Below are 24,141 nucleotides of genomic sequence, written 5' to 3'. Positions count from 1 at the left end.
TTATTTACCCAAACTTAAAGAAAATAAAAGAAATTTGCAATTTGACAGCCTCATTTCATAATTTTACATGTTAGGTAGGAAAAAATCATGTTTTACACAATGTGATTATTCAGACATAAAAGGATTTATTGGAAAGGTATGGAATACATATAATTTAAGTATCAATAAGGGGGGAAAGCAGATGGAATTGCAGGTGAAACCGAAGTCTAAAAAATGGAAGGGTAATTTTGGTTTATATTTTTCCTTGCCCATTCTCTCATGGGCTTTTTACGATTTTGCCAATACGATTTTTTCCTCTAATATCAATACGATTTTCTTTCCATTCTTCCTCCAGGAACAGATTGGGGAAAATGCTGTTCTTGATCAGATTGCCAGTACTTTCATCTCGTACGCAAATGCGATTGCCAGTTTGTTTCTTGTTTTGTTTTCCCCGCTGTTCGGGGTCATGATCGATCGAACGGGAAAAATGAAAAAATACATTATGATATTCACGCTCATATCTGTTGCAAGTACATTTTTAATGGGGGTGTTTGGAGGGTTATCATTCGATGGAAAATTTCTGGGGATTCCAATTTCCTTAGTGATCGTCATTCTTTTATTTGTGATAGCTAAGTTTTTCTATCATTCAAGTCTTGTTTTCTATGATACGATGATGAGTGATTTAGGTACGAAACAGCAATTGCCGCTTATATCAGGATTTGGAGTGGCCGTAGGATACCTTGGAACGTTGGTGGGACTGTCAATCTATCCTTTCATAAGTAAAGGTAGTTCACATGAAGCCTTTATGCCCACGGCCATTTTATTTCTGGTTTTTTCCCTTCCCTTATTCTTTTTTTTAAAAGAGACTCCAAAACAGCAAAAAGCCAAACAACCTTTTTTATCTGGTTATAAGGAAATTAAAGCAACTTTTAAAGAGATGCAATCCTATCGATTGGTTTTTACATTCATGATTGCTTATTTCTTTTTAAACGATGCAATTGCGACCACTATTGGCATGATGGCCGTATATGCCAAGACTGTTGTCGGATTTTCCTCAAGCGGTTTCATTTTGCTTTACTTGGTATCGACAGTATCGAGTATTGCCGGTTCGTTTATGTTTGGATACATCACTCAGTCGAAGGGACCGCGGCTAGCTGTGACATATGTGGGAATTCTGCTCTTGGTCGCTTTATTTATAGCGGTCTTCGCACAAACCGCTCTTTGGTTCTGGGTTGCAGGGAGTATGTTCGGCATTTCGCTGGGTTCGATGTGGGTGACATCACGGACATATATCATTGAATTGACCCCAGAGGAGAAGAGGGGACAATTTTTTGGACTATTTGCATTCTCTGGAAAAGTCTCTTCAATAATCGGTCCGCTTTTATATGGAACGATTACGTTGGTTTTCCATGATCTCGGTACATTGGCGAGCCGGATGGCATTAGGGTCACTGATTATCATGGCCGTAATAGGTCTGGGTTTTCTTTTGAAAATGAAGGGATTGGAAGAAGTGAAATAAGGAAAAGGGAATGGACCAAAGCTTCGCTGCCGGGTCCATTCCCTTTCATAATCTTTATACCAAAATCAAGGTGACGTCGACATTCCCGCGAGTTGCTTTTGAATAGGGGCAGGTCATGTGAGCTTTTTTGGCAAAGTCTTCGGCTTCTTCCCTGCTTAGGTCAGGAATCGAAACATCCAACCTTACAGCCAATTTAAAGCCGCCGTCTTCCTCATCTTTACCGATCGTGACATTTGCTGTCACGGATGTATCGACTTTTTTCTTTTCTTTTTGCAGAACAAGATTCAAGGCACTGTCAAAACAAGCCGCATAACCGGCTGCAAATAACTGTTCAGGGTTTGTAGCGCGCTCACCCGAACCACCTAATTCCTTCGGTGACCTCACATCGAAATCCAAAATTCCGTCCTCTGACTTTACATGTCCTTCACGACCACCGTGTACGGTAACTGCAGCTGTATATAATGGTTTCAATGAAAACAACTCCTTTGTTTATTCTTACTATCATTAGTTCCCTACTATAAGTCTTATTAAACAAAATGATAGGGAGTTTATGGAGGCTATTGTTTTAAATTGGAAGAAATTGTTTTATAATAAACTGTATTAGGAAGTGTAATACACCCATTGTTCTAGGAGGGTTGATGATGTTTGAGTTGGATGTACAAAGTAGAAAGCCAATATATGAGCAATTGATGGATAAGTTTAAGGAACTAATGATCAATGAAGTTTTACTGGAACATAATCAGCTCCCATCCATTCGAATATTGGCTCAGGAATTGACCGTCAATCCAAATACGATCCAAAAAGCATACAAGCAGCTTGAAGCTGACGGTTATATTTATACTTTACCAGGCAAAGGGAATTTCGTGGCACCTCCTAAATCTTTGAAAAATTCATTAAAAGTAGAAAAGATCAGACACGAGCTTGCAAAGGTTCTCGCTGAAGCTCTGTATATCGGTATCGAAAAACATGAGATTTATAGATTAGTAAAAGAAATCAGTCCATTGGCAAAGGGGGGAGATTCATGATTGAAATAAAACAGGTGAGTAAATTATATGAAGGAAAAGAAGCAATCAAGGACGTCACCTTGGTCATACAAAAAGGATCCATATTCGGGTTGTTAGGTTCCAATGGGGCGGGGAAAACGACTCTATTAAAAATGCTTTCAGGCAATCTGATACAGGATGCCGGTGAAGTTCTTATTGATGGATCATATGTGTTTGAAAACCGTGATGTGAAAAATCGTTGTTTCTTCCTCCCTGATACACCTTATTTCCTGGCTAACTATACGATCATGCAAATGGCAGGTTTTTATAGCCAGATTTATAGTGATTGGAATCAAGAACGTTTCAACCAATTACAGGAGGTATTCCCGATACCCTTCCAATATAAAATACATAAACTATCAAAGGGCATGCAGAGGCAGGTTGCTTTTTGGCTCGCACTCTCGACGATGCCGGAAGTTCTCATCCTCGATGAACCGTTTGATGGGTTAGATCCGGTCATGCGTAAGAATGTGAAACAGTTATTGATTCAGGATGTCTCAGAAAGGGATATGACGATTTTAATATCCTCCCATAATCTCCGGGAAATTGAAGATTTAGCCGATCATGTAGGGATCCTACATAATGGGGAGCTTGTTATCCATAAGGATTTGGACGACTTAAAAGCGGATGTACACAAAGTGCAAATTGCCTTTAAACATAAAATTCCCCACGGTTTATACCACGGAATTCAAATTCTTAACAAGGAAAGACGCGGCAGCGTGATCGTTTGCATTGTTAAAGGTAAAGAATCCATGATTAAATCGCACTTTAATCAATTTCAGCCAGAAATATTCGATATTCTCCCCCTTACCCTAGAGGAGATATTCATTTATGAAATGGGGGATATAGGTTATGTCATCCAGAATAACCTGGTTTAATAAAGAACTGATTGTCTATATTTTCAGAAGCACTGGCTGGATCGGTTTCCTATATTTCGTCGGCCTCATATTTGCACTGCCTCTGGAAATGTTAACGATTATTTTGAATGAGTATAATGAATATGTGGAATTCGAAAACCTTTTTTCCAGTCAGCAGATGATTCAATTTGTCTTGGTCATCGTCATTCCAGTATTACTTGCCATCTTCCTGTTTCGGTTTTTACAGATGAAACAAGCTTCAGATTTTATTCATAGTTTACCGATTACTAGACGCAACATCTATTTTCATATGATAGGGACGGGAATAGGCTTCATTGGTTTGCCTATTTTATTTACAGGTTCAATATTGATATTATTCCACTCGGCAATAGATATAGAAAGGCTTTATACGATCCCGGATATTTGGTCCTGGATGGGGATTACTTTTATTTTGGAAGTTTTGATCTTTTCTGTTGCCGTTTTAATTGGAATGGTGACGGGATTATCAGCCTTGCAAGGCCTGTTCACCTATATTATTCTTGTTTTGCCGGTGGGGTTGTTTATATTGTTTGCAGCCAATCTGAAGTTTTTGGTAGCAGGATTTTCTTCAGATTATTATCTAAGTGCCAATATGAATGGCATTTCACCCTTATTAGCTGCAACGGAGATGGAGAAAATCACCCTTTTCTCGGTTGATACATTAATCTACAGTATTTTGACCGTTCTTTTTCTGTTTTGTTCTCTTTTTCTCTATGAGAGGAGAAAGCTGGAACATGTATCGCAGGCATTCGTTTTTCCTAAGATTAAGCCATTATTTAAATTCGGCCTGACAATATGCATGATGTTGTTTACAGGACTTTATTTTAGCGAAACGACAGGAAAACCCGGGTGGATTTTCTTCGGTTATATCGTCGGTTCTTTGCTTGGATTTTATTTAGGGGAAATCGTCCTGCAAAAGACTTGGCGGATACGGGTCAACCTGAAAGGTTATGTAGCATTTATGGTGGTTATTATTATACTGGCACTCATTTTAAAAATAGATCCCATTCAGTATAAGGGCAAGGTACCTGATGAAAAGATGATTAGCCAAATATATATTGGCAATTCACCCATATTTTTTGAAGATGGTACGTCAGATAACGCATCCACTTATCTTAAAGAGAAGGAAAATATAGACGTAATCAGGTTATTGCATCAGCAAATTATCGAAAAGGGAAAAAATGTTTCCGTTGGTGAATTGAATGACGGACAATCCGTATTTCTGATATATGAACTCAAGAATGGAAAACGGTTAGCAAGAGAGTATTATTTGCAAAACTACGACTCTTACCTGCCGCTATTGGCGAAAATTCATGAGTCGAGTGAATATAAAAAAACAGTTAATGAGTTATTGAATGTTTCCGCCAAAGACGTTTCTAAAATCAGGATAACGGCGAGCGGACAAGTGGACAAATCCGTAACGATCACGGATGGTCAACAGCTGGAAGCAGCTGTGCGGGCATTGTCTGAGGACCTGAATAATCAGTCGTTCGCCCAAATGACAACTTCTTTTGGTGATTATGCCTCCATTGACATTCATTTGAATAATAACAAAATCATTTATATGAAATGGGACTCTTCTTATACTCAGTTTTCAAAATGGATGGAAAATACGGGGCAAGCAGAAGAAGCGCGGTTAATGCCTGATGATATCTCATATATTTTGGTTGCGAAGACCAATCCGGAAATTTATAATTCGAATTCAGAAAGTGAACTTGCACGACAGATTGAACAGCAGCAAAACCACTTGAAAATTAACACGGTTTCGGAAATCGAAACGGCCATTGATAATGCCCAAATCGGTTGGGGCGGAGAGTATTCAGCTGCCTTTTATTATAAAGATAGCAGGGATGTGGACATCAAGAGTTTTTCTGGCGAACATATACCCAGCTTCATTTTGGATCATTTTAATGAATGAGAAGCCAGGTAAACTTGAATGAATGAAATATAAAAGGATGCCCCCAATATGGGAAGCATCCTTTTTTAATGCATATGACTTATGTTTATGTTTCTATACTTTAGAGTTTTACAACGTTTTTAGCTTGAGGTCCGCGGTTTCCTTCTTCAATCTCAAATTCAACCTCTTGACCTTCATCAAGGCTTTTGAACCCTTCTCCTTGAATGGCGGAAAAATGTACGAATACATCATCTTCGTTTGGTACCTCGATGAATCCAAATCCTTTGTCGCTATTGAACCATTTTACTTTACCTGTTACTGTCATTCGATGAATCCTCCTAAAAATTTTAAAAATATTAATGGTGATGATTTCCCCTGGATGGAAAAATCAATTTCACACATTATCAAACACCCTCATTCATTCAAGTTAAAATAATCATATGAAGATGCTTGATAATGTGTGACTGCCTATAGGATATATTCACCCTTTTCTAAATCCATCCTCTGAGGCAATTCCCAGTTTTTTAGTATATACCCACCTTTATAAAGGATAAAACAAATGGAAGTGATTTATACATTTTCATTTGGGAAAAATAATATTAGGGATGTTTTATGAGGGGAAGTATAACGGTAATGCTGGTAAGGATTTTCCTGGATTAATTTGACGGGGGTTTCCAAGTCCAAGAGGTTAAAAGTCTTGGTTTCCCTTATGTTTCAAATTACAAAAACAATTGGCATTAAAGTTTTTCACGAAAATAATCGGGTATAGGATAAGAAAGAAAGGACTGATGTAAAATGAAGAAATTATTAAAAAGGGCCCTCATTTTTGCTGCTCCCATCATATTCAAGGAAGTAAAGAAACGCTGGAAAAGCAAAAAAGCGATGAAAACAGCAAGATAAGTTTGGGAAACCATGAAAAAATGAACGATGACCATATGAATTAGGATAAGGGGCGCTGATTAAGCGTCTTTTGTTTTGCTATCTGTACAAATCCCCCTATGGTGATTCATTCACCTCTACATCTTTCCTTCATATCGTGTTAAAATAGTAAGGTTGATTGAAATGAATGCCGAGTAGCCAAGGCTTAAGCCTTATGATATATTCCTTCTTACATATATTGTGTATGATCAGGATCTTTGCATACAAAGAAAGGTTGCCATTCCAATGTAAAAAATACAATAAACCTCCTATAAATTTTTTTATTGATGACTCCAATAATGAAAGGAAAATTTTATGACTACATTAAAAGACGAGGTTCAATCCCGACGGACCTTCGCAATCATCTCTCACCCGGATGCCGGGAAAACGACTTTGACAGAAAAATTATTGCTGTTTGGTGGCGCGATCCGTGATGCCGGAACAGTTAAAGCCAGAAAAACAGGGAAGTATGCAACCAGTGACTGGATGGAGATTGAAAAGCAACGGGGAATTTCCGTTACATCTTCGGTCATGCAATTTGATTATGATGATTTCCGTGTTAATATTCTCGATACACCAGGTCACCAAGACTTCAGTGAAGACACATATCGTACACTGATGGCTGTTGATAGCGCCGTGATGATCATCGATTCGGCAAAAGGGATCGAGGACCAGACGGTTAAATTATTCAAAGTATGCCGGATGAGGGGTATCCCGATTTTCACTTTTATCAATAAAATGGACCGACAAGGTAAAATGCCGCTCGAATTGCTTGCCGAACTTGAAGAGGTATTAGGTATTGAAACATACCCGATGAACTGGCCGATTGGAATGGGAAAAGACTTCGTGGGCATTTACGATAGGTTCAATAATCGAATTGAACAGTTTAAAACTGAAGGGGATGAGCGTTTCCTTCCGTTGAATGACGAAGGTGAACTCGAAGTGGATCATAAACTTAAGGATTCCCAGTTATATGAGCAAACTTTGGAAGAAATAATGCTTTTGACGGAAGCGGGTAACCAATTCTCCGAAGAAAACATTGCGAATGGAAAACTTAGTCCCGTATTTTTTGGAAGTGCTTTAACGACATTTGGTGTTCAGACGTTTTTGGATGCTTATCTGAAGTTTGCGCCAGCTCCACAAGCACGGATGACAACATCAGGTGAAATGAGTCCTGTCAGTAATGATTTTTCTGGATTCATTTTCAAGATCCAGGCGAATATGAACCCAAAACACCGTGATCGGATCGCTTTCCTTCGCATCTGCTCCGGTAAATTCGAGCGTGGAATGAGCGTCAACTTGAGCAGGACAGGAAAACCAATCAACCTTTCTTCTTCTACTCAATTCATGGCTGATGATCGCAACACCGTAAACGAAGCCGTAAGCGGAGATATCATCGGTTTATATGATACCGGGAACTACCAAATTGGCGATACGATTACAACAAGCAAAGACATGTTTCAGTTTGAAAGGCTGCCTCAGTTTACACCGGAATTATTCATGAGGGTAACAGCTAAAAACGTCATGAAACAGAAACATTTCCATAAAGGAATAAACCAACTCGTACAAGAAGGGGCAATTCAGCTCTTCAAAACGGTTCGGATGGAAGAATATCTGCTTGGTGCGGTTGGGCAACTTCAATTTGAAGTATTCGAGCATCGAATGAGGAATGAATACAATGTTGAAGTCGTGATGGAGCGCATGGGTAGTAAGATCACACGCTGGGCTGAAGATGAAAAGCTTGATGAAAATCTTCATAGCTCAAGAAGCATTCTTGTTAAAGACCGGTTTGATAAATATGCATTCTTATTTGAAAATGAGTTTGCACTTCGTTGGTTCCAAGATAAAAATCCAGACATTGAACTATATAATCCAATGGATTTGAAATAATGGAGAGGCCCGTGTTATATACACGGGCTTTTTTCATTATCTGGATATTTTTTTAACGATAATAAATCGATAACCAATGCATAACAATAGCCCAAGTATTTATCATGTCACATAAAAGTCATTGTGATGGAAGAGAATTAGACAGATATCCATAAAATAGAGTGGTGGAGGTTCGCGGTTTATAATTTTAAAGGAATAACACTGAAAAATATTGAAATCTACTAAAATATTCCTTTGACAATCTCCCGAAACTCCTATATATTTAGCTAGTACTTTAGTGCTTAAAAGCGTTTCAGTAATTACGAGGAGTGGAAAGGTCCGATCCTTACCTCACAGAATATACAACATGAAAGCGGGGAAATACATCATGCGTCTAGAAGATGCAAAGCTAAAACTCTCCTTACCTGAAGCAATCGGGGTTTTGGCAATTCTATTCTTAATTATTGCAACTGGTATCATACATTATGGACTTGCCCCCCATATTCCAATATTAGCGGCCATCCTATTTCTATTTGTTTATGGAACGATAAAGAAGCTGCCATTTACGATTATGGAAGCGGCTATAGTCAAAGGTGCAGTTTCAGGTATGGGAGCCATCTATATATTCTTTTTCATTGGAATGCTAATTTCGATCTGGATGGCAAGCGGGACAATCCCTACCATCATGTACTATGGGTTTGACTGGATTTCTGGTGAATATTTCTATGCGGTCACATTTCTGGTGTGTTCGCTAATTGGACTCTGTATCGGGAGTTCACTTACAACATCAGCCACGATCGGCGTTGCTTTCATAGGTATGGCGGCGGCGATGGATTTATCGTTGGCGATTACAGCCGGTGCAATCATTTCCGGTGCATTTCTTGGGGATAAAATGTCTCCATTATCCGACTCGACCAACCTTGCTTCGGGAACAGTTGGAGTACCATTATTTGAACATATTAATAATATGTTGTGGACAACGATTCCAGGTTTTTTAATATCACTTATCATTTTTTACTTCCTTTCACCGAATGTCAAACTGGCACGTGTTGATGAGATTGAAGCCATGACCAAAGCCTTGGAAATGGAAACGAACATTAGCATATGGAGTTTGATTCCGTTTGTCATCGTTCTAGTCATGGCTTTGAAAAAGGTGTCAGCCATTCCGACATTGTCAGCAGGAATCATTTCGGCGGCAGTCGTTGCTTTCATACAAACGCCAAGTTTGTCGGTTGCAAAACTAGCAGATATTTTATACGGCGGCTTTGTACTTAAGAGTGGAATGGATCAACTTGACTCAATCCTATCGCGGGGCGGCATTGAAAGTATGATGTTCTCCGTTTCGATGGTGATGTTGGCATTGGCGATGGGCGGATTATTGTTCGAGTTGGGGGTCATCCCTTCTATTTTAAATGCGGTCCAGGATTCATTGACGAGTGTAGCGAAAGTGATTTCAGCTACCGTTTTTGCAGGAATCAGCGTGAATTTCCTAGTCGGGGAACAGTATTTGTCAGTTATATTGCCTGGGAAAGCCTTTCAGCAGAAATATGAAGATTTAGGCTTGCAGCCAAAAACGCTTGGGAGGGTACTTGAAGATGCGGGAACAGTTGTGAATCCTCTGGTTCCTTGGGGTGTCTGCGGTGTATTCTTGACACAGGTATTGGGTGTTTCAACCCTTGAATATGCCCCATTTGCATTCTTTTGCTTACTTTGTCCTTTGCTTAGTTTGATTGCAGGCTTTACGAAAATAGGTATCCATTATAAATGAAAAAACAGGCGGTCGGTTTCGACTGCCTGTTTTTTTATAACCTAACCATTATGGAGAGACGGGTATGACTAAAAACCCCTGACATGAAAAACGTCAGGGGTAAAGGATTTGGATCGTTTATTTTGAAGAAGCGATCTCATCCTTTGGGATGGTCACGACCTTTTCTTTCTGTTCAAGTAAATTCATTCGCATTACGACATTTTGGAATATGCCCATAGAAAGCATGAGCAGCAGTAAGGAAGATCCTCCATAACTGATGAATGGAAGGGTGATCCCCGTAATAGGGATAAGTCCAGTCACTCCGCCGACGTTGATGCCAACTTGAATGCCAATCATGGATGAGATGCCAATCAATAAAAGACTTCCAAATGGATCTTTGCATTTTGCTGAAAGTACATATCCCCTAAGGACGATAAAACCAAGTGTCAATAGAACGAATCCCACTCCGAATATCCCAAGCTCTTCTGCAATGACAGACATGATGAAATCTGTATGTGATTCAGGCAGGTACCCGTATTTTTGTACACTGTCACCAAGTCCGACACCAGTAAGGCCACCGGATCCTATCGCGAATAATGAATTCACGAGTTGATACCCGCTTTCTCCTGCTGTTCCAAAAGGATCTGCAAATCCCGTAAAACGAGACACCTTATTTTCAGAGAGAACGGAAGAGAAATTTCCAGTCACGAGTACTCCTAATGCAAATATGGCAACGAATATCGCTGTAATTAAAGAGAGTTTGAAAATACTCTTAAAAGACATCCCGGATGAAATGATCATGGTACTTGAAATCAGGAAAATGACTGCTGCCGTTCCATAGTCAGGTTGTATTCCGATTAAAAAACAGATGAATACCAGAAAGAAAATCGGGGGGATGACGGCTTTATCAATACTATTGATTCGATCTTGTCTTTTTCCGTAAATGGCTGCCAGGTAAATGATCATGGCTAACTTGGAAAATTCTGCGGGCTGGATCGATTTTGTCCCTACCTTAAACCAACTTGTGGCATTTCCTGCTGTATGGCCGAAAATAAAGAGCAGCAAAAGGATACCGGCCATTCCAAACATCATAAACATCAAGAACATTTTGTTTTTGTACATCTTATAAGGAAGAATCATCGTTACGATCATTGCCAGGAATGAAATGAGAAAGGCTGTTTTTTGTTTCTCAAAGAAGAAATCCATGGGCTGGCCGTATCGAGCAACAGCAGTAATCATGCTCGAACTGTAAATCATGACTAAACCAAACAAACAGAGTAATACGACAGCGATGAAAATAGGGAAGTCGTATGCTTTAATTATTCTTTTCACTTGTGCGCTCACCTCAAATATGTATGCGCGAAAAAATCGCCTTCTTATATAGTAACGGAAAATCGGTTATATAGATAATAATTTTTATTCGATAATATGAATTTATCCTCAAAATACCAATACTAAACACAAAAACCATTAACTTGACTTCTAAATTTCCTCTCTTGCTTACAGAGATTTCGGATTCCTATACATTACCTTCGATAGCTAACGTGAATACTCCTTTTAATAATGAAAATTTTTACTATATATTTCATTTTCGACAGTGCTATTATGCCGAGAAGATTACTATTCAATGGTGAGAGGGATGGATTACATGGAGCATAACTACTTTTTAAAGCAGAAGGGATTCTATCACAATAATCTCGGGAGTGTTAAGAGCCAAACAGGGGAAACGATTAAATTCGATGGTCCCCATTTCATCCTTAATTTTATTGATAGCCTAAGCTTCCTCCCTTTTTCCATATTGTGAACCTGGTTCCAATCAATAATATTATACAGGCTACTTTGTGTCTGGCATTATATAAAGAGGGTGCAGGGAAAACTTATCATTTAACTGATTCAACTTCTGTACGGCTAGTGCAATTTATGAACTTTTCGTTGATGAATCTGTATAAGAAAAGACCAAAAGTACATATACAAATGGTACTAAGCAATGTGCTCTTATTATGGGCCTATTTAGGAGTGGAAAAAGAAGCCCTTGATTATTGCACTTTAAATGGGCGTTTTGACAAGACTGCAGCCCAAAAGGATTTACTTCTGGAATGGTATGTCCTGATTTCAGGGAAGGGATTTCGGCTATGTCGGTCGTATTCAAAGTATAAAAATGATTATGAATACCATATAAAAATAAGGTAAAAGCAAGGGGAGTAGTTATGGGAAAAATACATGACAAGTGGGAAGTGTTTTCTCCGGCAACAGGTGAGAAGATTGCGGAAATCGATCCAACGCCATTGACGTCGATACCTCATATATATAAGAAATCAAGACATGCGTTCAAAGCATGGTCGAATCTTCCCATCAAGGAACGGCTGCACCATTTAAAACGTCTTCGTTTATTGATGGTTGAAAAAATGGATGAAATAGCGGAAGTCATTTCAAAAGATACGGGAAAAGTGAAAATTGAAGCGCTGGTTGCTGACATCATGCCAACGATTGATGCAATCAAGCATATCGAGAAACATGCAGTGAAAACTCTTTCCGGACAGAAGGTCACCACTCCACTCATGTTAATTGGTAAAAAATCATATGTCCATTATATGCCCCGGGGAACGATTCTCGTCATTTCACCATGGAATTATCCGCTTCAGCTCTCGATGGTCCCCATTCTTAATGCTCTAGCAGCGGGGAATACAGTCATCGCCAAGCCATCAGAAGTAACTCCTTTAGTTGGGGTTTGCATCGAAAATCTGTTTCTTGAAGCTGGTTTCCCAGAGGGAACGATACAATTTGCCCATGGGGGAAAAGAATTGGGTGCAGAGTTGACTGAGCGAAAACCGGATTATATATTTTTTACTGGGTCTGTAAGGACCGGAAAAATGATTGGTGAGGTGGCAGCAAGACAACTGATCCCAACGACTCTGGAGCTTGGCGGGAAGGATCCGATGATCGTTTTACGTGATGCTAACCTGGAACGGGCAGTGAACGGGGCTCTTTGGGGGGCTTTTACGAACAGCGGGCAGGTTTGCATGAGTGTTGAAAGGGTTTATGTAGAACGTACTGTTTATAAGGAATTCCTAATGCTTCTTAAAGAAAAAACGAAGTCCATGAGGCAGGGGATGCAATTAAAGGATGATATCGGTTCAATGACTTTCCCGGCACAGGTTGATGTTGTGGCTGGACACCTGGAGGACGCACTGACTAAGGGGGCGATAATTGAAACAGGAACACCTCCGAAAGAGTGGAAAAGGGGACAGACCCATTTCATTCCGCCGACGATTCTGTCCAATGTCGATCATTCCATGAAAATCATGAAAGAAGAAACGTTCGGACCCGTGTTGCCCGTTATGCCTTTCGACACGGAGGAGGAAGTGATCGCCCTAGCAAATGAAAGTGAATATGGACTTAATTCGAGCATTTGGACGATGGACAGGGAAAAAGCAAGCCGGATTGCGTCACAGTTAGTAACAGGAGCGGTGACGATCAATGATGTGCTAATTACTGTTGCTAATCATCATTTACCATTTGGCGGTGCCAAACAAAGTGGCATTGGCCGCTATCATGGCGAGCATGGATTGAAGATTTTCTGTCATGAAAAAGCGATCATGGTCGATAAAGGTAAAAAGAATTCAGAAATCCAATGGTATCCATATGAGGGGAAATACACGAGTTTTTTATCGCTGTTTCAGAACTACTTTTCTGCAAGAACGAACTGGATTCGTTTTGGCAAAGAATATTTGCAATTGATTAAATTAACCAAAGGGAAACGAAAATGAGGTCCAATAATAAAAAAAGATTGTTATTTTCATAACGAGCGCGTATACTATCAATATACTTAATAACTGATTTTCCTTTTCAAAGGGGAGTAGCGTTAGGGTTCGCCCTAAAACAAAGTCGTCATTACGTGAATGGAAACATTCATCGGCTTTGTTGACATGTTTTCATGTTCAGCAAGACCTTTGCCTATATGGCAGAGGTCTTTTTATTTTGCCAATGCCGATAGGGAGGGAATACAAACTATTGGAGGTTGAATGAATGGAAGCATCAATATTATTGGAATATGGCTGGGTCCTTCTTATCTTGGTTGGATTGGAAGGGATACTTGCTGCGGATAATGCAGTCGTCATGGCTGTCATGGTTAAGCATTTACCAAAAGAACAACAGCGAAAAGCCTTGTTTTATGGTCTGATGGGAGCTTTTGTTTTCCGCTTTGCAAGTTTATTCCTTATTTCCTTTCTTGTCGACGTGTGGCAAATTCAAGCAATCGGTGCGATTTATTTACTTTTCATTGCTTTTCAGAACATTTACAAAAAATACGCTGTTAAAGGTGAGAAGGAAATCACGAAGCCTAAAAAGCAATCTGGCTTCTGGATGACCGTGGTAAAGGTTGAAGCGGCTGATATAGCTTTCGCAATCGATTCCATGTTGGCTGCCGTAGCACTGGCTGTTACACTTCCTGCAACAGGCTGGATGAAAGTCGGCGGTATTGACGGAGGGCAATTCGCTGTCATGTTCCTCGGCGGTATGATTGGTTTGATCATTATGCGATTTGCAGCAAATGCATTCGTGAAGTTACTTCATCAGCGTCCTTCACTCGAAACGGCAGCATTTTTGATTGTGGGTTGGGTTGGAGTGAAATTGGCGGTACACACACTCGCGCACCCTTCACTGGCTGTCATCGATCATCATTTCCCTGAATCAACTCTTTGGAAATCGATTTTTTGGACCGTATTGATTGGAATTGCGGCAGGTGCATGGATCATTTCAAGCAAAAAAGAAAAAAAAGCGAAAGAAGAGAAAAAAATACAGGAAGCTTAAAAAACTGGCGTGCTTGTCACGCCTATTTTTTTTGCTTTTTAATGTATTTATGGAGTGACCCTCAAAAGAGCAGGTAAGTTTTACGAATGATATGTTAAAAGATGTGAATATTAAATTCCGGTTAGAAAAATGACAATTGTCCCATTGGATTGCAGAAAAATCCGTAAAAAGAAATTTTACTGTAATTGCACTGTAATAAACGAGAAAAAACTAAGTATTTTATCATGTTGATATATTATGTGATTTCATTTATATCGCAAAAATAGTTCTTTTGGTACTGTCTTTTAGACTCCCTCCGCTTAAGATAAGTATGTTGATGCGTATTTTATGTTCAACAGGAGCGAGGTGAGCAAATGCTTGGTGTGTTGTTTACAGCATTCAAAAAAAAGCGTTCTTTAGAAGAAACAGTATTGAAAATTCAAGAAGGCGATATAAGCCTTCGTAATGATACTATAGAGTCGTTCAAACCTTTTATTGCGAAGACAGTATCATCGGTTTGCAGACGTTACATATACGAATCAGATGATGAATTTAGTATTGGAATGATTGCTTTTAATGAGGCAATCGATAAATATTCCCCGGAAAAAGGCCGTTCTTTATTGGCATTTGCCGAAACCCTCGTTAGACGAAGGGTTATTGATTATTTAAGAAGCCAGTCGAAGCGAAAAGAAGTACTATTGGATTTGACTTTGAATGATGATAATGATCAAAGCCATATATATATCGATAATGAAAATTCCATCAATGAATACGAGAAGCAAAAGGAATCGGAAAGAAGAAAAGAAGAAATTCACCTTTATATAAGCCATCTACAGGATTTTGGTCTGTCATTTGAGGATTTAGTTGAAAACTCTCCAAAACATGCGGATGCAAGGAAGGGAGCCATCATGATCGCTAAATTGTTAATGGAAGATGACGAACTGAAAGAAATCCTGTTTGCAAAAAAGCGGCTGCCAGTAAAGCAGCTCGAAGGAAAAGTGGATGTAAGCAGAAAAACGATTGAACGGAACAGAAAGTACATCATTGCTGTTGCAATCATAATAAACGGAGATTTTTTGTACTTGAATGATTATATAAAAGGGGCTATCAATGGATGAAAAAAGGAGTTATTCTTTCAGTAAATAAGCGATTTGTAACCCTATTGACCCCCGAGGGTGAATTTCTAAAAGCCAAAAGGCAGGAACGGGCATATGAAGTGGGTGAGGAAATCACCTTTTCACCTGCTAAACAAAAGTTTACTTTAGCCTTTTCCAATTTTCATTCATCTTTCAAGAAAAAGGCCGTGCTAAGCATTGCTTCCACCTTCCTGATTCTATTTTCGATTCTTCCATCCTATTTCTCTGGGCCTGTGTCTGCATATATGACAATAGATGTGAATCCAAGCATTGAATTGGAGCTTGACGATCATTTAGAAGTTCTCAAACTTACTGGCTTAAATGAAGACGGCAAGCTTGTGATTGGCCAGCTGAAGGATTGGAAAGGCAAGGATATTAAGACTGTTACAGTCCGAATCGTTGAAACCACGAAGCAACTCGGTTATTTGAAAGGAAATAAACAAATAGTCGTTTCCACAACATTATTGGATAAGAATAAAAAACTGGATAGGAATTTAAAAGAAGAGATAAAAGAAATAGCTGAGCAGGATAATGTTACTAAAACAAAGATGAAAGTGATTCAGGCAACAAAAAGCGATCGTGACCAAGCAAGGGAACAAGGCATATCCACAGGTAAGTATGTCGAAAAGAAGTTGAATGAAGATAAAGAAAAGGTAAAAGTCAATATGAGGGAACCTGCACCAGATAAAAAAGTCGAGGAAAAGGTTGATATTCCGAAAGTGAAGAGCGAAACGCTGAATACAGGAAACAAATCAGATGAAGAAAAGGAAATAGAGAACAATGCAAATGCAATAAAACAAAAGCCGTCAAACGAAGTCAAACCAACTGAACGGAAAAACCTGGGAACACAACCAGCCCAAAATAAGGAACAAACCGATAGTAAGGCTGAAAATGGAAAACGGAATGAGGTAAATGGCTTCAAGGAAAAAAGCGGGGAGCCAAAAATAAAATCTGATCGCAATCAAAGCAACCAATCAAAGGACAAGCAGAAAAATGAAAAGTATGTTAAAAAGTTCGATAAGAAAAGAGTTCCATTGGTCAAAGAAAAGAATAATGACGATCCAATAAAGTATGAAAAAAAAAATAAACAAGTAAAACAAGTAAAACAAGTAAAACAAGTAAAGCAAGTAAAACAAGGTAAGCAAGATTGGAATAAGTCGAAAAGGGATAAGGGTAATAATGGACATGGGAATGAACACAATAAGTAAAAAGAGTCCAGCACGCAGCTGGACTCTTAGCCATGGATATTCAATTGTGTTAGGAATTATTGACCTTTAAGTTGAGATTGTGCCTGTTGTACAAGACGTTTCGTAATTTCGCCGCCAACTGAACCATTGGCACGTGCTGAAGTATCCGAACCTAATTGTACACCAAACTCTGATGCAATTTCATATTTGATTTGTTCTAATGCTTGTTCGATTCCAGGAACAAGAAGGTTGTTACTGCTGTTAGCCATTTGAATCTCCCCTTTACTTTTTCAACGGCTTTTGCCGCTGTAATGATAGTATAAGTAGAATGAGGAGTTTTACTTATATAAGCGGCATCAAACTTATTGGTAAACCTACCTTTTTGTTGAAAGTAAGTCAGTTTTAAAAGAGAATGGAAAAAAGAATGAAAAAAGGGTAAACTAGATTATTAATGGTTATGTGTTCCACCTACATACATAACCATAAAGGAGTAAGAAAGGAAACTCTTTATGTTTGCTATCAAAAAAATATTATCAAAGTTAACACCAGCTCAGCTTATCGTCGGTTATTATTTTTTGGCCGTCAGTATCTCGACCGTACTGTTGAGTCTGCCGGTTGCTCTTAAGCCAGGCGTAGAATTTGAATTCATGGATGCTTTATTCACAGCCGTAAGTGCAGTAAGTGTAACAGGCCTAACAGTTGTTAGTTTGCCCGAAGTGTATAATGAGGTAGGCTATTTCATTCTAATGTTTGTTCTCCAATTTGGCGGTATTGGCATAATGACACTTGGTACGTTTTTCTGGTTGATTTTGGGTAAGAAAATCGGCTTGAAGGAAAGACAATTGATCATGACAGATCAAAACCAATCGAATCTTTCGGGGCTTGTTAAATTATTGATTCAAATCATTCAGATATTTGTCGTAATTGAAATGATTGGAGCTCTAGTTTTAGGCATTTACTTTCTGGATTATTTTCCAAACTGGAAAGAAGCCTTTTTAAATGGCTTATTTTTAGCCGTAAGTGCCACCACGAATGCTGGTTTTGATATTACCGGTATTTCAATGATTCCATTTAAAGACGATTATTTTGTACAGTTCATCACGATTATCCTGCTTACCCTTGGAGCCATTGGGTTTCCTGTCTTGATTGAGCTGAAAGAGTTTTTGTCCAATCGTGCCCGTACTTATAAGTTTCATTTTTCTTTGTTCACGAAGCTGACATCAGTCACTTTCTTTTCCCTTATCATTGGGGGAACGATCCTGATTTACCTGTTGGAAATGAACGGTTTCTTTAAAGATAAAAGCTGGCATGAATCGTTCTTTTACTCTTTATTTATGTCTTCTAATACGCGAAGCGGCGGATTAGCAACAATGAATGTGAGTGATTTCTCGGAACCGACCCTTTTATTGATGAGCATATTGATGTTTATTGGGGCATCCCCTAGCTCAGTCGGAGGAGGTATCCGGACAACGACCCTGGCAATAATGATTCTCTTTTTATGGAATTTCATGAGGGGAAGGCGTTCCATTAAAGTGTTCAAGCGGGAGATTCATCCCGATGATATTCGAAAGGCAACTGCAGTTATGATCATGGGATCGCTCCTTTGCATAATGGCTGTCTTCATTTTATCGATTACTGAGAATTTTACTTTGATGCAAATCATTTTTGAAGTATGTTCGGCTTTTGGTTCAGTTGGACTCTCGATGGGAATCACGCCTGAACTCAGTAATACCGGTAAAATTGTCATAATGATCATTATGTTCATTGGCCGTGTCGGGATAACATCCCTTCTGTATATCATAGGCCATAAAGAAGTTACGGAAAATTTCCATTATCCAAAGGAACGAGTCATCATTGGATAAATGAATTAATTTGAACAGTGACCTTTCCATCGAGGAAAGGTTTTTTGTCTTGTTTGCAGGAATCATGAATAAAATGTTGAAATTTACCTATGAGTGGGTTTTTACCATTGTTATATACAGTATATGATTAATTTGCCCCCTGACTTGCTGGAATTCGATCGGATGAAGTTTAAATCATTTTGGTAAGGAGGTGGAAGAAGTGATGAAATATATTGGAAGGATCATTGTCCCTGTCCTTTTTTTTATATTGATATTGCCCTATTTAGGATGGCTGGGTCATGAAGAACGGAGGTTTTCCGCCTTTGCAGCAATTTATTTAATCGCCATTTTATCCATAGCTTGGTGTTTGGGTGCTATCTATGATAATAAACGGAAAACGATTGCTTTATTGCAAGATAGCGAAGGACGCTATCGCATTTTCTCCAAGTACTCTAAAGAATTGGTCAATAGCTTCAATGAGGTTATTTTCCAAACGGATGATAAAGGAAAATGGTTGTATTTAAACCCAGCATGGAAATCGATGAGTGGTGCAACCGTGAATGAGTCTTTAGGGCTTCACTTTTCTAAATATATGGATAACACTTCTTATCAAGACGTATTAAGGGCCTTTGCGGAATCCTTTCATCGGGGAAATAAATATTTTCGTGCGGACATTAAACTAAATGCGAAAAAGGGGACAAGTTGGGTTGAAGCATTCGTTAAACTAATTTACGATGATGCTGGGAAATTCATAGGGACGGCAGGCATTATTTCTGAAATTAATGAACGTAAACATGCGGAAGAGAAGCTCGTGAGCCTAAACGAACATTTGGCGATCACATCAAGCAAGTTATCAACGGCCGCCCAACTGGCGGCAGGGATTGCACATGAGGTCAGGAATCCGATGACAGCTATAATGGGTTTTGTAAAATTGATTAAAGATGGCGGTGCCGAAAAACAGGAATACTATGATATTATTTTTTCGGAAATAAATCGAATCGAGCAAGTCCTGAATGAACTCTTGCTGCTGTCGAAACCTGCCGAGGCGGTTTTTCTTGAGAAGGATTTAAAGGAAAGCTGCAATCATGTCATAACCCTGTTGGAGACAAACGCCGTATTGAACAATATTCAAATTCATAAAAATTATGATACAGAACCCATTTTCATTTACTTTGATGAAAACCAAATCAAGCAAGTACTAATAAACATGATAAAAAATTCCATAGAATCGATGCCGGATGGCGGAAATATTTTTGTGAGCATATATCAAAAATATGGGGAAGTTTTTGTAAGCATTTTGGATGAAGGGGAAGGTATTCCGGAAAACTCCCTTCAAAAAGTGGGAGAACCATTTTTCACGACGAAATCATCAGGAACAGGATTGGGTCTTTCCGTTTGTTTTAAAATCATTGAAAAGCATGGAGGAAAAGTTTTCATCACAAGTGAACTAAAAAAAGGTACGAAAATCGTATGCGTATTTCCTACAGTCCAACCAAAGGATCACGGGGGAAATGAAAATATACAAGGACTAAAGCGACATGAAAATAAATGATTTAATTATTGAAAAAATCTGAAAATTGTGTGTATACTGTAAAAGAAAGAACATACTAACCGGTTAGTCAGTTTAAAAGGAGGAATTCAATTTGAACTTTGAACATACTCAAAAGGTGAAAAATCTGGAAAAGAAGTTAACGGAATTCATGGAAAAGTACGTATATCCAAATGAATCCGTTTACCAAAAGCAGCTCGAAGCACAGAAGAGCCGCTGGAGTGAAATACCGCCGATTTTAACTGAATTAACGGCAAAAGCAAAAGAAGAAGGATTATGGAATTTATTTTTACCTGATAGCGGTTATGGGGCAGGTTTAACAAATCTAGAATATGCACCGCTTTGTGAAATCATGGGGAGGTCGATGATAGGACCTGAAATCTTCAACTGTAACGCGCCGGACACAGGTAATATGGAAGTGTTGGTGAGATACGGTTCAGATGAACATAAAGAACGCTGGCTGAAACCGTTGCTTGCTGGGGAAATCCGCTCATGTTTCTCGATGACAGAACCGGAAGTGGCGTCTTCCGATGCGACCAATATCGAGTGCAGGATTGAAAAGGCAGGTAATGAGTATGTCATAAACGGCCGGAAATGGTGGTCGTCAGGAGCAGGCGATCCCCGATGCAAGATTGCCATCGTTATGGGTAAGACAGATCCTGAAGCGTCCAAGCATGAACAACAGTCAATGATTCTTGTACCGCTGGATACACCGGGTGTGAAAATCGAGAGAATGCTCCCAGTGTTTGGTTATGATCATGCTCCGCATGGCCATGCCGAAATCAATTTTGAAAATGTGAGGGTTCCGGCATCGAATATACTATGGGGTGAAGGCAAAGGGTTTGCGATTGCCCAGGGAAGACTCGGACCTGGAAGGATACATCACTGCATGAGGCTTATCGGCGCTGCTGAAAGAGCACTTGAAGAATTATGTAAGCGTATTCAAAATCGTGTCGCTTTTGGTAAACCTTTGGCGAGACAAGGTGTGATCATGGAATGGGTGGCCGATTCACGGATTGAAATCGAACAAGCAAGACTTCTGACTTTAAAAGCTGCCTATATGATGGATACAGTCGGGAACAAGGAAGCCAAGGCGGAGATAGCCATGATAAAAGTGGTGGCACCAAATATGGCATTGAAAGTGCTGGACAGGGTCATTCAAGGATTTGGGGCTGCAGGTATTTCCGATGATTTCCCTTTTGCTGCACATTGGGCAAATGCACGGACGTTAAGGCTTGCTGATGGCCCGGATGAAGTGCACCGTTCACAAGTGGCTAAAATAGAACTTCGAAAATACCAACAAAAGCATGAGGTGAAAATATGAAAGTTACCGACCTATTCGATCTGACTGGAAAGACGGCGATCATTACCGGTGGAGGGAGAGGATTGGGAGAACAAATAGCTACCGGCTTTGCCGAAGCAGGGGCTAATGTCGTTCTTTGTTCAAGGAAGAAGGAAGCATGCGACGAAGTTGCTTCGCAAATCGAAAAGCTTGGGGTCAGGGCGCTTTCCTTCAAGTGCGATATCACCAATCCGTCGGATGTACAGGAAGTCGTTAACGAAACTTACCGGGAATTCGGTACGATAGACATTTTAGTAAACAACAGCGGGGCATCCTGGGGGGCTCCGGCCGTCGACATGCCCCTTGAAGCCTGGCAGAAGGTGATGAATGTCAATGTAACCGGAACCTTTATCATGAGCCAGACTGTAGGCAGGGTCATGATTGAGCAGGGACAGGGGAAAATCATAAACATCGCTTCCGTCGCCGGATTAGGAGGGACCGACCCGAGGGTGCTCGATACGGTCGGATATAATACGAGTAAAGGGGCGGTCATTACTTTAACGAAGGATTTAGCCGTTAAGTGGGGTCAGCATAATATCAATGTTAATGCAATCGCACCAGGATTCTTTCCGACAAAAATGACGAAAGGGGTTCTCGAGCAAGGAAAGAATCCTATCTTGGATTCCACTCCGCTAAGAAGGTTAGGGAGTGATGATGATTTAAAAGGGGCAGCGGTTTTCCTGGCCTCAAAGGCATCTGATTACGTGAGTGGAAATATCTTGATTGTTGATGGGGGTTCACATGCAATGTAAAGAAAAGTAAGTAAATATGGATGGAGGGTATGTAATGATGAATGAAAAAAAATGGCTGTCCGTTTATCCCGATTCAATTTCAAAGGAAATAAAAGTTCCTGAGTTTCCGATGCAAAGAATCCTTCAAAATGCATGTCAGGCCTATCCAACCAATACAGCTATTACTTTTTATGGACGAAAGATATCTTATCAGGAACTTTTTCATGCAGCGCAAGCCTTTGCTTCAGCCCTGCAAAAAAAAGGCGTCCAAAAAGGTGATCGTGTCGCCATCATGCTACCTAACTGTCCCCAATACGTCATTGCATACTATGGATCTTTGACGACAGGAGCAATTATCACCCAAATCAATCCAATGCTGGTTGAAAGGGAGTTGCAGCATATCTTACAGGACTCCGGTGCCGAAACGATCGTGGTTTTGGATGGATTATATCCGAAAGTGAAAAGTGTCCAGCAGCATGCAAATGTGAAAAATATTATCGCCGTAAGCCTGCAGCCATCAGATGCAGATTTCCAGCCTGATGTTTCATTTGACCAATTCATGAAGTCAGGGGACGGAAAAATCAATCCAGTATCATTCGATCCGGAAAATGATATTGCCGTTCTTCAGTATACAGGAGGAACGACTGGCCGTTCAAAAGGAGCTATGCTGACTCACAGAAATATTCTGGCTAACGTCGTTCAATCATATGAATTCTTCAAGCATGAATTAAAATTGGGAGCTGAAAGAACGTTGTCAGTCATCCCGCTTTTCCATGTTTTTGGAATGACGTCCGCAATGAACCTATCCGTTTATATTGCTGGTGACTCAATCATGCTGCCAAGGTTTGAAATAGAAGAAGTGCTTGAAACGATAAAGCGCGAACAGCCAACCACTTTTCCTGGTGTACCGACCATGTATGTAGCGTTGACGAATCATCCAAAGGCAGAAGATTATGGAATGGGATCAATTCAGGTCTGTAACAGCGGAAGTGCACCGATGCCTGTGGAACTGCTACGTGAGTTCGAACGAAAATCAGGTGCGAAGATATTGGAAGGCTACGGTCTTACGGAAGCTTCGCCAACAACGCATTGTAACCCGGTATTTGCTGAAAGGAAGCCTGGGAGCGTCGGGATTGGTATACCTTCGACTGAATATAAAGTGATGGACCTAGGAGACGGGACAAAAGAAGTGCCCACTGGCGAAATGGGGGAATTGGTCGTCAAAGGACCTCAAGTGATGAAAGGTTACTGGAATATGCCTGAGGAAACGGCGGTCACTCTTAGGGATGGTTGGCTTTATACGGGGGATATCGCCAAGGTTGATGAAGAAGGGTACCTCTATATTGTCGACAGGAAAAAAGATTTGATCATCGCAAGTGGGTTTAATATATATCCGCGTGATGTGGAGGAAGTTCTCTATGAACATCCTGCTGTCCAGGAAGCGGTTGTCATCGGGGTTCCGGATGCTTACCGAGGGGAGTCGGTTAAAGCGGTGCTTGTACTTAAAAATAATAAAAAGGCAAGTGAACGGGAAATCATTGATTACTGCCGTGCAAACCTATCGGCCTATAAAGTTCCGAATTTCGTTGAATTTCGTGAAGAGTTACCGAAAACAAATGTCGGAAAGATTTTAAGGCGAGCTTTAAGGGAAGAACTTTCCAGGAGATAAGAAGGCTTTGATAGTACGAAAGCGTATGAT

General features: G+C 39.9%; 19 protein-coding genes. 15 read left to right on the top strand and 4 right to left on the bottom strand.

What is annotated here, in order from left to right; translation table 11 throughout:
* Positions 1-181 precede the first annotated feature (181 nt).
* Positions 182-1,498 (top strand): MFS transporter, encoded by a 1,317-nt coding sequence (locus QUF94_RS19910; RefSeq protein ID WP_289317353.1) that lies wholly within the window; start codon positions 182-184, stop codon positions 1,496-1,498.
* A 54-nt stretch (positions 1,499-1,552) separates the two neighbouring features.
* Here the strand turns inward: QUF94_RS19910 and QUF94_RS19905 are convergent, their stop codons facing one another.
* On the bottom strand, positions 1,553-1,969 hold the full coding sequence (locus QUF94_RS19905) for an organic hydroperoxide resistance protein (RefSeq protein WP_289317352.1): 417 nt from the start codon (positions 1,967-1,969) through the stop codon (positions 1,553-1,555).
* Positions 1,970-2,139: 170 nt separating this feature from the next.
* Between QUF94_RS19905 and QUF94_RS19900 the strand changes: the two genes are divergently transcribed.
* The 3 genes from QUF94_RS19900 to QUF94_RS19890 are packed head-to-tail and all read left to right on the top strand — an operon-like array spanning position 2,140 to position 5,355.
* Positions 2,140-2,523 (top strand): GntR family transcriptional regulator, encoded by a 384-nt coding sequence (locus QUF94_RS19900; protein WP_289317351.1) that lies wholly within the window; start codon positions 2,140-2,142, stop codon positions 2,521-2,523.
* A complete protein-coding gene (locus QUF94_RS19895) occupies positions 2,520-3,419 on the top strand; it encodes an ABC transporter ATP-binding protein (RefSeq protein ID WP_289317350.1) in 900 nt (299 codons plus the stop codon). Before QUF94_RS19900 ends, QUF94_RS19895 begins: the two co-directional genes overlap by 4 nt.
* Positions 3,394-5,355 (top strand): DUF6449 domain-containing protein, encoded by a 1,962-nt coding sequence (locus tag QUF94_RS19890; protein ID WP_289317349.1) that lies wholly within the window; start codon positions 3,394-3,396, stop codon positions 5,353-5,355. The genes QUF94_RS19895 and QUF94_RS19890 overlap by 26 nt, the downstream gene beginning before the upstream one ends.
* 100 nt (positions 5,356-5,455) lie before the next feature.
* Here the strand turns inward: QUF94_RS19890 and QUF94_RS19885 are convergent, their stop codons facing one another.
* Positions 5,456-5,659, bottom strand: coding sequence for a cold-shock protein (locus QUF94_RS19885; protein ID WP_061462203.1), 204 nt, complete (start codon positions 5,657-5,659; stop codon positions 5,456-5,458).
* A gap of 908 nt (positions 5,660-6,567) precedes the next feature.
* Between QUF94_RS19885 and QUF94_RS19880 the strand changes: the two genes are divergently transcribed.
* Both QUF94_RS19880 and nhaC read left to right on the top strand, forming a co-directional pair.
* A complete protein-coding gene (locus QUF94_RS19880) occupies positions 6,568-8,142 on the top strand; it encodes a peptide chain release factor 3 (RefSeq protein ID WP_289317348.1) in 1,575 nt (524 codons plus the stop codon).
* 346 nt (positions 8,143-8,488) lie between these two features.
* Positions 8,489-9,889, top strand: coding sequence for a Na+/H+ antiporter NhaC (gene nhaC / locus QUF94_RS19875; protein ID WP_289317347.1), 1,401 nt, complete (start codon positions 8,489-8,491; stop codon positions 9,887-9,889).
* A 117-nt stretch (positions 9,890-10,006) separates the two neighbouring features.
* Here nhaC and QUF94_RS19870 read toward each other — a convergent pair whose 3' ends face one another.
* The gene (locus tag QUF94_RS19870) at positions 10,007-11,200 is read right to left on the bottom strand and encodes an FtsW/RodA/SpoVE family cell cycle protein (RefSeq protein ID WP_289317346.1); all 1,194 of its coding nucleotides are present in this window, start codon (positions 11,198-11,200) and stop codon (positions 10,007-10,009) included.
* 875 nt (positions 11,201-12,075) lie between these two features.
* Between QUF94_RS19870 and QUF94_RS19865 the strand changes: the two genes are divergently transcribed.
* From QUF94_RS19865 to QUF94_RS19850, 4 genes are all read left to right on the top strand, one after another.
* A complete protein-coding gene (locus QUF94_RS19865) occupies positions 12,076-13,635 on the top strand; it encodes an aldehyde dehydrogenase family protein (protein WP_289317345.1) in 1,560 nt (519 codons plus the stop codon).
* Positions 13,636-13,894: 259 nt separating this feature from the next.
* The gene (locus QUF94_RS19860; RefSeq protein WP_289317344.1) at positions 13,895-14,677 is read left to right on the top strand and encodes a TerC family protein; all 783 of its coding nucleotides are present in this window, start codon (positions 13,895-13,897) and stop codon (positions 14,675-14,677) included.
* Between the two features lie 353 nt (positions 14,678-15,030).
* Positions 15,031-15,774, top strand: coding sequence for an RNA polymerase sigma factor SigI (gene sigI / locus QUF94_RS19855; protein WP_289317343.1), 744 nt, complete (start codon positions 15,031-15,033; stop codon positions 15,772-15,774).
* A complete protein-coding gene (locus QUF94_RS19850; protein WP_289317342.1) occupies positions 15,771-17,000 on the top strand; it encodes an anti-sigma factor domain-containing protein in 1,230 nt (409 codons plus the stop codon). Before sigI ends, QUF94_RS19850 begins: the two co-directional genes overlap by 4 nt.
* Positions 17,001-17,056: 56 nt before the next feature.
* Here QUF94_RS19850 and QUF94_RS19845 read toward each other — a convergent pair whose 3' ends face one another.
* Positions 17,057-17,248 (bottom strand): alpha/beta-type small acid-soluble spore protein, encoded by a 192-nt coding sequence (locus tag QUF94_RS19845; protein WP_034314196.1) that lies wholly within the window; start codon positions 17,246-17,248, stop codon positions 17,057-17,059.
* A 240-nt stretch (positions 17,249-17,488) separates the two neighbouring features.
* Between QUF94_RS19845 and QUF94_RS19840 the strand changes: the two genes are divergently transcribed.
* The 5 genes from QUF94_RS19840 (at position 17,489) to QUF94_RS19820 (ending at position 24,111) form a co-directional block, all read left to right on the top strand.
* A complete protein-coding gene (locus QUF94_RS19840) occupies positions 17,489-18,841 on the top strand; it encodes a TrkH family potassium uptake protein (protein WP_289317341.1) in 1,353 nt (450 codons plus the stop codon).
* 202 nt (positions 18,842-19,043) lie between these two features.
* A complete protein-coding gene (locus tag QUF94_RS19835; protein WP_289318447.1) occupies positions 19,044-20,372 on the top strand; it encodes an ATP-binding protein in 1,329 nt (442 codons plus the stop codon).
* A 91-nt stretch (positions 20,373-20,463) separates the two neighbouring features.
* Positions 20,464-21,693, top strand: coding sequence for an acyl-CoA dehydrogenase family protein (locus QUF94_RS19830; RefSeq protein ID WP_289317340.1), 1,230 nt, complete (start codon positions 20,464-20,466; stop codon positions 21,691-21,693).
* Complete coding sequence (locus tag QUF94_RS19825) at positions 21,690-22,463, top strand: SDR family oxidoreductase (protein WP_289317339.1); 774 nt, start codon at positions 21,690-21,692, stop codon at positions 22,461-22,463. Before QUF94_RS19830 ends, QUF94_RS19825 begins: the two co-directional genes overlap by 4 nt.
* A 37-nt stretch (positions 22,464-22,500) precedes the next feature.
* Complete coding sequence (locus tag QUF94_RS19820) at positions 22,501-24,111, top strand: long-chain-fatty-acid--CoA ligase (protein ID WP_289318446.1); 1,611 nt, start codon at positions 22,501-22,503, stop codon at positions 24,109-24,111.
* Positions 24,112-24,141: the final 30 nt, after the last annotated feature.

The sequence above is a fragment of the Peribacillus sp. NJ4 genome (genome assembly GCF_030348345.1).
GTDB lineage: Bacteria > Bacillota > Bacilli > Bacillales > DSM-1321 > Peribacillus.
This window is presented reverse-complemented; position numbering and strand designations above follow the sequence as displayed.

Excerpts from the sequence above, each read along its gene's own strand:
- QUF94_RS19880 (WP_289317348.1), top strand. The coding sequence starts at position 6,568 with ATGACTACATTAAAAGACGAGGTTCAATCCCGACGGACCTTCGCAATC.
- QUF94_RS19890 (WP_289317349.1), top strand. The coding sequence starts at position 3,394 with ATGTCATCCAGAATAACCTGGTTTAATAAAGAACTGATTGTCTATATT.
- nhaC (WP_289317347.1), top strand. The coding sequence starts at position 8,489 with ATGAAAGCGGGGAAATACATCATGCGTCTAGAAGATGCAAAGCTAAAA.
- QUF94_RS19840 (WP_289317341.1), top strand. The coding sequence starts at position 17,489 with ATGTTTGCTATCAAAAAAATATTATCAAAGTTAACACCAGCTCAGCTT.
- QUF94_RS19835 (WP_289318447.1), top strand. The coding sequence starts at position 19,044 with ATGAAATATATTGGAAGGATCATTGTCCCTGTCCTTTTTTTTATATTG.
- sigI (WP_289317343.1), top strand. The coding sequence starts at position 15,031 with ATGCTTGGTGTGTTGTTTACAGCATTCAAAAAAAAGCGTTCTTTAGAA.
- QUF94_RS19845 (WP_034314196.1), bottom strand. The coding sequence starts at position 17,248 with ATGGCTAACAGCAGTAACAACCTTCTTGTTCCTGGAATCGAACAAGCA.
- QUF94_RS19900 (WP_289317351.1), top strand. The coding sequence starts at position 2,140 with ATGTTTGAGTTGGATGTACAAAGTAGAAAGCCAATATATGAGCAATTG.
- QUF94_RS19910 (WP_289317353.1), top strand. The coding sequence starts at position 182 with ATGGAATTGCAGGTGAAACCGAAGTCTAAAAAATGGAAGGGTAATTTT.
- QUF94_RS19885 (WP_061462203.1), bottom strand. The coding sequence starts at position 5,659 with ATGACAGTAACAGGTAAAGTAAAATGGTTCAATAGCGACAAAGGATTT.
- QUF94_RS19895 (WP_289317350.1), top strand. The coding sequence starts at position 2,520 with ATGATTGAAATAAAACAGGTGAGTAAATTATATGAAGGAAAAGAAGCA.
- QUF94_RS19865 (WP_289317345.1), top strand. The coding sequence starts at position 12,076 with ATGGGAAAAATACATGACAAGTGGGAAGTGTTTTCTCCGGCAACAGGT.
- QUF94_RS19820 (WP_289318446.1), top strand. The coding sequence starts at position 22,501 with ATGAATGAAAAAAAATGGCTGTCCGTTTATCCCGATTCAATTTCAAAG.
- QUF94_RS19825 (WP_289317339.1), top strand. The coding sequence starts at position 21,690 with ATGAAAGTTACCGACCTATTCGATCTGACTGGAAAGACGGCGATCATT.
- QUF94_RS19850 (WP_289317342.1), top strand. The coding sequence starts at position 15,771 with ATGAAAAAAGGAGTTATTCTTTCAGTAAATAAGCGATTTGTAACCCTA.
- QUF94_RS19860 (WP_289317344.1), top strand. The coding sequence starts at position 13,895 with ATGGAAGCATCAATATTATTGGAATATGGCTGGGTCCTTCTTATCTTG.